Origin of the sequence: Secundilactobacillus hailunensis, assembly GCF_005405185.1 — a bacterium.
Lineage (GTDB): Bacteria > Bacillota > Bacilli > Lactobacillales > Lactobacillaceae > Secundilactobacillus > Secundilactobacillus hailunensis.
In genome coordinates, this window is the sequence record NZ_BJDO01000016.1 from 41,372 (window position 1) to 50,843 (window position 9,472).

General features: G+C 43.1%; 9 protein-coding genes. 8 read left to right on the top strand and 1 reads right to left on the bottom strand.

What is annotated here, in order from left to right; all coding sequences use genetic code 11:
- The first annotated feature begins 7 nt into the window (after positions 1–7).
- Complete coding sequence (locus FFM73_RS05980; RefSeq protein WP_137630874.1) at positions 8–958, top strand: YihY/virulence factor BrkB family protein; 951 nt, start codon at positions 8–10, stop codon at positions 956–958.
- On the opposite strand, the gene FFM73_RS05985 is transcribed toward FFM73_RS05980, so the two are convergent.
- A complete protein-coding gene (locus FFM73_RS05985; RefSeq protein WP_137630875.1) occupies positions 959–1,405 on the bottom strand; it encodes a flavodoxin in 447 nt (148 codons plus the stop codon).
- Positions 1,406–1,475: 70 nt separating this feature from the next.
- Here FFM73_RS05985 and recX point away from each other — a divergent pair, with 70 nt between their 5' ends.
- From recX to FFM73_RS06020, 7 genes are all read left to right on the top strand, one after another.
- Positions 1,476–2,300, top strand: coding sequence for a recombination regulator RecX (recX, locus tag FFM73_RS05990; protein WP_235874465.1), 825 nt, complete (start codon positions 1,476–1,478; stop codon positions 2,298–2,300).
- Between the two features lie 93 nt (positions 2,301–2,393).
- Positions 2,394–2,942, top strand: a complete 549-nt coding sequence (gene ntdP / locus FFM73_RS05995) for a nucleoside tri-diphosphate phosphatase (protein WP_137630876.1) — start codon at positions 2,394–2,396, stop codon at positions 2,940–2,942.
- 104 nt (positions 2,943–3,046) lie between these two features.
- A complete protein-coding gene (locus tag FFM73_RS06000; RefSeq protein WP_137630877.1) occupies positions 3,047–4,198 on the top strand; it encodes an AI-2E family transporter in 1,152 nt (383 codons plus the stop codon).
- A 118-nt stretch (positions 4,199–4,316) separates the two neighbouring features.
- Entirely contained in the window at positions 4,317–4,727 is a 411-nt protein-coding gene (gene tagD, locus FFM73_RS06005; protein WP_089137219.1) for a glycerol-3-phosphate cytidylyltransferase, read from the top strand.
- A gap of 79 nt (positions 4,728–4,806) precedes the next feature.
- On the top strand, positions 4,807–5,643 hold the full coding sequence (locus FFM73_RS06010; RefSeq protein WP_137630878.1) for a hypothetical protein: 837 nt from the start codon (positions 4,807–4,809) through the stop codon (positions 5,641–5,643).
- A gap of 15 nt (positions 5,644–5,658) precedes the next feature.
- Positions 5,659–7,683 (top strand): CDP-glycerol glycerophosphotransferase family protein, encoded by a 2,025-nt coding sequence (locus tag FFM73_RS06015; RefSeq protein ID WP_137630879.1) that lies wholly within the window; start codon positions 5,659–5,661, stop codon positions 7,681–7,683.
- Positions 7,684–7,709: 26 nt separating this feature from the next.
- Positions 7,710–9,278, top strand: a complete 1,569-nt coding sequence (locus FFM73_RS06020; protein ID WP_137630880.1) for a peptide chain release factor 3 — start codon at positions 7,710–7,712, stop codon at positions 9,276–9,278.
- Positions 9,279–9,472: the final 194 nt, after the last annotated feature.

The following is a 9,472-nucleotide window of genomic DNA, read 5'->3' on the forward strand; positions in this document are numbered from 1 at the left end:
TTAAACTATGGAAACGGGATTTAAAGGGTTTGTCAAGCAGCTTGTACACCGCTTTGCCAATGCCAATGTCAATGATTCGGCAGCGGTATTGTCGTATTATACGCTGCTGTCGATTTTTCCAATTATGCTGATTGCTGGGAACTTGATTGCTTTTTTGCATCTTAATACTAATAATGTGCTGAGTTATGTTGAACCAGTACTGCCAGAACCAGTCTTTCAAACGTTGGCGCCAATTATTCGCTCGTTTTTAGAGCAGGGCAGTACGGGAACTTTGTCATTAGGAATTATCGTTACAATCTGGTCTGCAGGACGCGCTATCGCGGCTTTCCAGCGCAGTATTAACTTAGCTTATGGCATTGAACAGCCTAACGCAATTTTTAGTCGCTTCTTTTCGTTTATCTTAATTCTGCTGATCATTGTTTCAATTGTGCTTATCGCGGTGTTCTTTAGTTTAAGTGAGTGGCTGGGACGGTATCTTAAACCTTGGTTTAACCTTTCCAACCAGCTGACGAATTTCATTGGCAGCTTGCGATGGCCAATTTCATTTCTAGTTATTTTACTGCTCAGTGCGCTTTTATACGGTGTGGTCCCGTCTGCTAAGGTGAAGGTACGTTACGTCTGGATCGGCGCACTGGTGACCACGGTCGGCTGGTTGTTATTAGCGCAGGGGTTTTCACTTTATATTCGTTATTTTGCCCATAACATCACTGGTTATCAAACAATTGGGACGTTAATTATTGTGCTGATCTGGATGAACATTTCAAGTGTCATTTTGCTGACAGGTGGAGTAGTCAACGCTACGGTTCAAGAATGGCGTCAGGGTGAAATTGAAGAGCTGGATATCATGCAAAATATTGTGGATCAGGCTAGGGTCAGCCACCATAAACGGCAAACAAAAAGAAGGTCGGCTTCCCGAAAAAAAGGGAAGCGGCCTTCTAATAAAAGGCAGAAGAAGTAATTATTTTGCTTTGTTAACGAGTTTTTCAGCAAAAGCGTCCAGCGTCTTGATGTCGTCATCTTCAGGTTCCAGATTGATCTTGACGTTATCAGCACCCTGAGCTGCGCCAGCGTCTTTCAGTGCTTTACCAAAGGCGTCTACGGCAACGCAGAAATCATCTCCGTAGAAGGTGTCACCAGAACCGGCCACGCCATAAACTTTACCGGATAGATCCACGTCTTGAAGGTCATCGTAAAAGTCCATGCCTTCTTCAGGCAGTTGGCCTTCGTCGTAGGTATATGGACAGATCACAGCAATATCAGTTTTTTCAAGCGAATCGGCATCCGTTTGAGAAATCTCTGACTCCGTGACGTCAACACCTAATTGTTCTAATTTTTCAGTAATAATATCGGCAATATCTTCGTTATTCCCGGTGATGGTTGCAAACACAACGTGTGCAGTTGCCATTAAAGTCGCCCCTATTCTTAAGTATTAATCATCTTTAGTATATCAAACTAGCAAGGGAGTGTGAAATGACTTGGCAGAAGATTCGTCAACTAAATTGCAAATTACTAAAATTGAAGCGCAAAAACGGGCTGGCCGGTACAACGTTTACGTGAACGGTCACTATGCGTTTCCGGTCAGTGAAGACGTTTTGATCCGTTACCGGCTACTTAAGGGAACGGAACTGACCCAGGAGCTGATTACCACATTGGCCTCAGCTGATGATCAATCTAAGGCTTATGAGCTGGCTTTAAATTACTTGTCTTATCAGCAGCGGACCGAAAAGGAAATCAGTGATTATCTGATTAAGAAAGAAATTCCTGAAACAACGATTGCACCGGTGATGGCCCGCTTGATCGATGACAACTTACTGGATGATGAGCATTATGCCCATAGTTACGTGCGGACAATGAAACGCACCAGCGATAAGGGTCCCAGTGTAATTCGCCGTCAGCTGAAGCAGCGCGGTGTGAAAGATGAGCTGATCGATAATGCACTGGCTGAAGACTATCAATTAGATGAACAGTTAGCACGCCTGAATGAACTCGTTAAAAAATTGCAACGGCAATACCAGAAACTAACACCGAAGATTCAGCGTCAAAAGGTGCAACAGCGATTGGTAGCAAAGGGCTTTTCCTTTGATTCAGTGGGTCAGGCCCTTTCTGAAACCAGCTTTGAGATGGATGAAGAGACTGAACTAGACTTACTTTCAGCGCTGGCGGAAAAACTGTGGCGCCGTTACCATGCTAAACCGCAACGGGAACGTCAGTTAAAAATTCGTCAGGCGTTATACCGGAAGGGCTTCAATGGCGATCTGATTTCTAAGTGGCTGGACCGCAAGGCTGAAGAGGAGAGTTAACGGGTTTAACCATTGTGTTGCTGAATTGGGTTTGCTATAATGGAGGGCGAATTTAATTAATCATACCCGATGCTTTGGAAAGTAGGGTTTAATATGGCGCGCGAAGCTAGAGGACCTAAGGAAGGCGACTTCATTACGATCAAAAGCTATAAGCACGACGGCAGTTTGCATCGAACTTGGCGCGATACAATGGTACTAAAAACAAGCGAAAATGCCCTGATTGGCTGCAATGACCATACACTGGTGATTGAAGACGATGGGCGGCGATGGGTCACTCGGGAACCGGCAATTGTTTATTTTCATAAACACTATTGGTTTAATGTTGTCGCGATGATTCGGGACAATGGGGTTTCTTATTACTGCAACCTTGCAACTCCTTATGTTTTAGATAAGGAAGCATTAAAGTATATAGATTATGATCTTGACGTTAAGGTTTTTCCTGATGGTGAAAAACGATTGCTCGATGTTGACGAGTATGAAGTGTTCAGTCGCCGTTGGCAGTATCCACCTGAGATCGACAAGATTTTAAAAGCGAATGTTTTGATTTTGGTCGACTGGATCAATAATCGGAAGGGTCCGTTTTCAAAGGAATACGTTGATTTATGGTATTCACGCTATCTCGAGCTCTCCCGTCATAAGTAATGGGGTTGCTTTAGTTATTAAAAGCGAGGCCGGCTGGAACATACTGACCTCGCTTTTTGTGTGTGAAAGAATGGTAATTAATGGGAACGTAAGGGGGCATCTGAATGTTTAATCAAGCACGGCGGTCTAAACTGCTTTTTTGGTCGTTGGAAATCTTAATCGTGGCAACGTTGATTTGGGTCTGCACAAAATTAGGCTTCCTGTTTGCTCCCATTGGGACTTTCTTTAGAACGGTTTTTATGCCGATCCTGCTAGCAGGGATTCTCTTTTACATGCTGAATCCAATTGTGAAAGTATTACAAAAAATCAAAATTGGTCGCTTCCGGTTGAACCGGACTTGGTCAGTCGCCATCTTGTTCTTAGCACTTTTTGGTATCTTAGCCGGTGGACTGTTCTGGTTAGTACCCAGGCTCATTCAGCAAGTGGCTACGTTGGTCAACAATGTGCCCCATATCGTGCACATCATTCAGGGGACTTTGAATGACCTCAATCAGCACTTAAGTCAGTATAAATGGTTGAAAAACGTTGATTTTCAGTCCTATGCTTCGCAATTAGAGCATGGCCTTTCAAATTACGCACAGTCCTTTATGACCGGGTTAACGACCAGCGTGGGGACTGTGATCGGTCTGGCGACAAGCGTGACCATCGTGGCCGTGACCGTGCCAGTCATGCTGTTTTACATGTTAAAGGATGGTCAAAAATTAATGCCAGCACTACGGCGGCTGATGCCTACCAAGCACGCTGATCAGACCATGAATATTCTTTCCCAAATGAGTCAGACGCTGTCCCATTACATTGGCGGTCAAGTGATCGAATGTCTGTTTGTCATGACATTTACTTCAATTGGCTTTACCCTGGTGGGCTTAAAGTATGGCCTGCTATTGGGTATCTTTGCTGGGATGTGCAACATTATTCCCTACGTTGGGCCCTACATTGGGGTCCTACCCGCTATCATCGTTGCCATTGGTTCAGGCTTGGTTCAGGTGATTTCGGTGCTGATCGTTACCATTATCGTTCAGCAGATCGACGGTAATTTTGTCTATCCCAACGTAATCGGCAGAACGTTAAAGATTCATCCGCTGACCATTATCGTAATCTTAATGGTGGCAGGAAATATCGCCGGCTTAATGGGGATGATTCTCGGAGTACCGCTGTATGCCGTGGTCAAGGTGATTGTCGAAAATATTTACCACATTTGGCTGCTGCAAAGCGAACGGCGAGAGGAAACCCAAGCCAAGCCACCCTCAGAAACGTAACCTTTAGTTAAAACCAGTGATAATTCAGTGATGGACTGTTGGGTTGTGTTAAAATTTATGATATTATAGTCGGGATAGTAAGAAGCGTATTAAATTAATAATTAAGCAGGAGATTTCAATGAAAAAAGTAATTACGTATGGCACTTTTGATTTATTGCACAAGGGACACGTACGGCTTTTGAAGCGTGCTGCCGCTCTTGGTGATCATCTGACCGTTTGTCTGTCATCAGATGAGTTCAACGCAGTCAAAGGTAAAAAGGCATATACATCATATGAAGACCGTAAATATATTCTAGAAGCTATCCGGTACGTCGATGAAGTGATTCCTGAAAAGAACTGGGATCAAAAGATCAAAGATGTACAAGACAATGACATCGATATCTTTGTTATGGGTGATGATTGGAAGGGCAAGTTTGATTTTCTGAAGGACTATTGCCAAGTCATCTACTTACCTCGAACGGAAGGTATTTCAACGACCAAGATCAAGGAAGATCTCGGCCTTAAAGCCGGAGTTGACTGGAAAAAATAATCAGTTGAATGTAACGACAAATATCCCCAGTTGCGACTAGGGATATTTTATTGTAATTTAAAGTGAGGTTAATATCAGCATGAAAAAAGCAATTTTTTTGGTCACTTCCTTAACTGGTGTGAAGAAGCTGACGTTTAAACAAAAAGTGGCGTCATTAATGAATGATCAAGTTAAAGTTACCATTATTTTGGCAATGATTAGTTTTGACGATTATGAAGTTGCTCGGCACTTAATTCAATCACTTTTTCAGGCTAATCAATTAAAACAGCTTAATGTGGTCTCGCTGGCCACTTTAATGGCAGATGAGCCCGGAATCGATATTGCCGTTGCCGAGCAGTTTAAAAATGATTTTAAAGCGTTACCCGCACACCGGTTTGAAGCAACTAACGCACTTGAAAGAACGACCATTCGGTACATTAAAAATGATGAAATTGTCGCTGAAGTGAAAACGGATAGTAATGAAGTGCCTCTTTTAGAGACCCGGTTTGACAATCATCAACCCGTCCAATCAGCGGTTTACGAAGCAGGCAAACAGTTTGGTATTTTGAACTATCAGGATGGTGAATTGGCGCAGGCTTTATTGCTGAATCAGCAGGGTCAATTAGTTTATCGCTTCATTCGCCACACGCACCAAGTCAATTTTGCCTACACCATGGGTCGTTCTTCAAAATTGGCGTTCACAGAACTGATTGCAACTGAAGATGAAGAACATCATGTTGTTTACCAGGAGTCAGCTGAGCAGTCCTATTACGAAGTGGTTGGCTATCAAAACTATGACCGGTTTAACACCGTTTACGCTTTCTATGCTAACTTACTGCAACAGGTCGTAGTGGCTGATACTGGTTTATTTATTGATCTCAATGATGGCCCGCAATTGACCCCATATTTACCACAACAGTTGATCTTTAATTACTAAGGAGAGTCGTTACTCGTGCGTGCAATATTATCAGGTTTACATCAAAAAAAGAACAAACAAGAATTAGAGTTTGAATTGATCGACGTCCCTGGCTCTTTTGATAATTTAAGAGTCATGTTTTTAGAGAAAAGCAGTCTAGCTTCTGTGACGGTGCCGGTTCGAAAAATTATTGATAATAACTTGATTCGGATTCAAATCAGTCCTGATTTGTTACAATTTCAAGCTTTTGGTCAAAGTGAATTTAGCTGGCAGTTGTTTTTAGCCTTTAATACGACGGATGAGCAGGTTATTTTACAAGTTGAATCTGAATATCTAAGTGATCGTCACCAATTATCATTAACTAGCTATTATCAAGTTAATTCGGATGCTGAAGGAATGGCGACTTTTAACATTCATACGCAGCAGCCTCAAGATGAGTTTACGATCAATTCAGTGAACTTAACGGACGATGCACTTAGCATCACTGGGTATAACCGAATTAATGGTCAGCCTATTAAAGATCAAAAAATCATTTTAAAAACACGTGAATCTGGCGCTAAATTGGCTTACCCAACTTCAAATGGGTCACTTAAAACGCTATTCAAGACGGATATTCCGTTGACAGACCTACCGTCTAACTCGATTGAAGATCTATTTGTTGAGTATACGGTGGGCTCACAACAAGTTGAACAGCGCGTTATTTTAGCGCGTTCCCTTGAAGGGCAGATGACGCAATCAGTCCTGCCTGGTGGGCGAATGATTTTGATTGAAAAAAATATCAATAATGGTATCGTGATCAAAGAATTTCCAGCGCCTTCCATTGGGGAAAAAGTTGCTGCATTACCACAAAAATTGCAGGCAGTGGTCAACCTTGGCCGAACGCTGCAAGATAAAGTCAACCTGCAGCGGATGCGCTGGCTATTTAAATCTGGTCATCGACCGTATGATCAGCCCACCATCGTTTTTGAAAGCTTTGGTGGCCGGCAAGTTAGTGATAGTCCATACGCAATCTATCGTTTATTTGCTGAACTTTATCCCGGCTTTACCTTTGTCTGGTCAATTGATCGCTCGCTCAAGAAGTTCTGTAAGCAAAATCAGATTCCCTATGTGGTGCGGCGAACTTCTAAGTGGGTCCGGACGTTAGAGAAAAGTTCATATTGGATCAGTAATGCGCGTTTCCCAGCCTGGGTCAAAAAGCCCCGGTACGTGACCTATATTCAAACATGGCATGGGACGCCACTGAAAAAATTAGGACTAGATATTGAAAACGTGTCAATGCCTGGGACGACTACGACTAAGTACCATGAAAATTTTGTGAAGGAAGCGAACCGTTGGGATGCTTTGGTCTCCCCCAACGATTATTCAACCCAGATTTTCCGGTCGGCCTTTGGGTTTAACAACCAGATTCTGAAAGTCGGGTATCCACGAAATGATGAATTGATCAATAGTCATTCCGATGACATTAAGGTATTGAAGGAACAAATGGGTATTCCACTGGATAAAAAGGTGGTTTTGTATGCCCCAACTTATCGGGATAATCAATTCGCTGAAAAGGGTAAGTATACTTTTGAATTGCCATTTAGTTTAGATGATTTCAGAAAACAGTTCGGTGATGACACCGTGCTGATCTTACGGATGCACTATCTGATTGCTAATGCCATGGATATTAGTGACTACACTGACTTTGTGTATGATTTCTCCAGTTATCCTAATATTTCGGACCTGTACCTAGTTTCGGATATGCTGATCACCGATTACTCATCCGTTTTCTTTGATTACGCTTATTTGAAACGGCCAATTCTCTTTTACCCATACGATTATCATTTGTATAAAGATGAGCTGCGTGGCTTCTATCTTGATTACGAAAAGGATCTGCCGGGGCAAATTGCCAATAACGAAAAGGAATTACTCGCGGGTATTACGGCTTGTCTCAAACAGCCTGATATGAGCGGAGACCCTAAATTTATGAAATTCTATAACCGGTTCTGCTCGATTGATGACGGCTTGAGTTCACTTAAAGTCGTTAACTACGTTGTGCATCAGATCGAAAAGAACGGTTAATATCAATACTGGAAAGGAATAGTGCTATGACATTATCACAAGACGTGGCCAACCGGCGCACGTTTGCTATCATTTCTCACCCTGATGCCGGTAAGACGACCATCACCGAACAACTATTGCTGTTTGGTGGCGTTGTCCGTCAAGCCGGAACCGTTAAGGCTAGAAAAAGCGGTAATTTTGCTAAATCAGACTGGATGGAAATTGAACAAAAGCGTGGAATCTCCGTTACTAGTTCCGTGATGCAGTTTGACTATGAAGGTAAGCGAATCAATATTTTGGATACCCCTGGCCATGAGGATTTTTCTGAAGATACGTATCGGACCCTGATGGCGGTGGATTCCGCGGTCATGGTGATCGACTCTGCAAAGGGGATCGAACCGCAAACTAAAAAACTGTTTAAGATCTGTAAAATGCGGGGAATCCCGATTTTTACCTTCATGAACAAGCTGGATCGGGATGGTCGCGACCCAATGGATTTGATTGCTGAACTGGAAGAAGTTCTGGGAATCGAAGGTTATCCAATGAACTGGCCGATTGGTATGGGGAAAGAATTAAAGGGTCTGTATGACCGTTACCATAACCGAGTAGCTTTATTTCGCCCAGAAAGTGACGGGACCACCTATTTACCATTGGACGACAATGGTGACATTGACGACTCGCAGCCGTTAAAGACCGATTCCTGGTATGAAGATGCCCGAGATAATATGGAATTGATCGAAGACGCTGGTAATCAATTTAGCGAAGCAAAGATTGCCAGTGGGGATCAGACTCCCGTTTTCTTTGGCTCAGCCTTAGCAAACTTTGGGGTTAAAACCTTTTTGGAAACTTATTTGAAATTTGCACCGCAGCCGGCTGCTCACCGGACTGAGGAAAATGATGACATCGAGCCAACGGACAACGAATTCTCTGGCTTTGTGTTTAAGATCCAGGCGAACATGGATCCGAAGCACCGTGACCGGATCGCCTTTGTGCGGATCTGTTCCGGCCTATTCCAGCGTGGTATGGACGTTACTTTAGGCCGAACGGGACGCACGATGCGGTTATCAAACGTCACGCAGTTCATGGCCGATACTCGTGAAAATGTGGAAACGGCGGTGGCTGGCGATATCATTGGCCTTTACGATACTGGGAACTATCAAATCGGGGATACCATTTATACCGGTAAGAAGAAACTACAGTTCGAAAAGTTGCCGCAGTTTACGCCAGAATTGTTTGTACGGGTAACGGCGAAGAACGTTATGAAGCAAAAGTCGTTTCATAAGGGTATCCAGCAACTAGTTCAAGAAGGTGCCATTCAGCTGTACACTTCGTATACGACTGGGGATTACATCTTGGGTGCGGTTGGTCAACTGCAATTTGAAGTCTTCCAATTCCGAATGAAGAACGAATATAATTCCGATGTCATTATGGAACCCATGGGACATAAAATCGCCCGGTGGATCGATTCAGATCAGCTGGATGAACGGATGTCTTCCAGCCGAAACTTACTGGTTAAAGATTTAGCCGGCGACCCATTGTTCCTGTTTGAAAATCAATTTGCTGAACGCTGGTTTACTGAGAAGTATCCTGACGTTAAGCTGGCTTCCAAACTGTAAAACTAAAAAGCCTAATGAACACGTCAATTACGACTGTTCATTAGGCTTTTTGATGCAGATTACTATTTATTTTTAATAACTGCCTAAGCTTTAGCGTAAGCACACTATAACCGAACGTCTATGAATGCGTCTAACGGCGCAGTATGATCACCTTATCAATTATGATGAGGTGATTTTTTATGACTAAGCTTCAA

What these genes read in the sequence shown, in the direction of transcription:
- FFM73_RS06000 (WP_137630877.1), top strand. Translation starts at nt 3,047, where the DNA reads ATGTTTAATCAAGCACGGCGGTCTAAACTGCTTTTTTGGTCGTTGGAA.
- FFM73_RS06010 (WP_137630878.1), top strand. Translation starts at nt 4,807, where the DNA reads ATGAAAAAAGCAATTTTTTTGGTCACTTCCTTAACTGGTGTGAAGAAG.
- tagD (WP_089137219.1), top strand. Translation starts at nt 4,317, where the DNA reads ATGAAAAAAGTAATTACGTATGGCACTTTTGATTTATTGCACAAGGGA.
- FFM73_RS05980 (WP_137630874.1), top strand. Translation starts at nt 8, where the DNA reads ATGGAAACGGGATTTAAAGGGTTTGTCAAGCAGCTTGTACACCGCTTT.
- FFM73_RS06020 (WP_137630880.1), top strand. Translation starts at nt 7,710, where the DNA reads ATGACATTATCACAAGACGTGGCCAACCGGCGCACGTTTGCTATCATT.
- ntdP (WP_137630876.1), top strand. Translation starts at nt 2,394, where the DNA reads ATGGCGCGCGAAGCTAGAGGACCTAAGGAAGGCGACTTCATTACGATC.
- FFM73_RS05985 (WP_137630875.1), bottom strand. Translation starts at nt 1,405, where the DNA reads ATGGCAACTGCACACGTTGTGTTTGCAACCATCACCGGGAATAACGAA.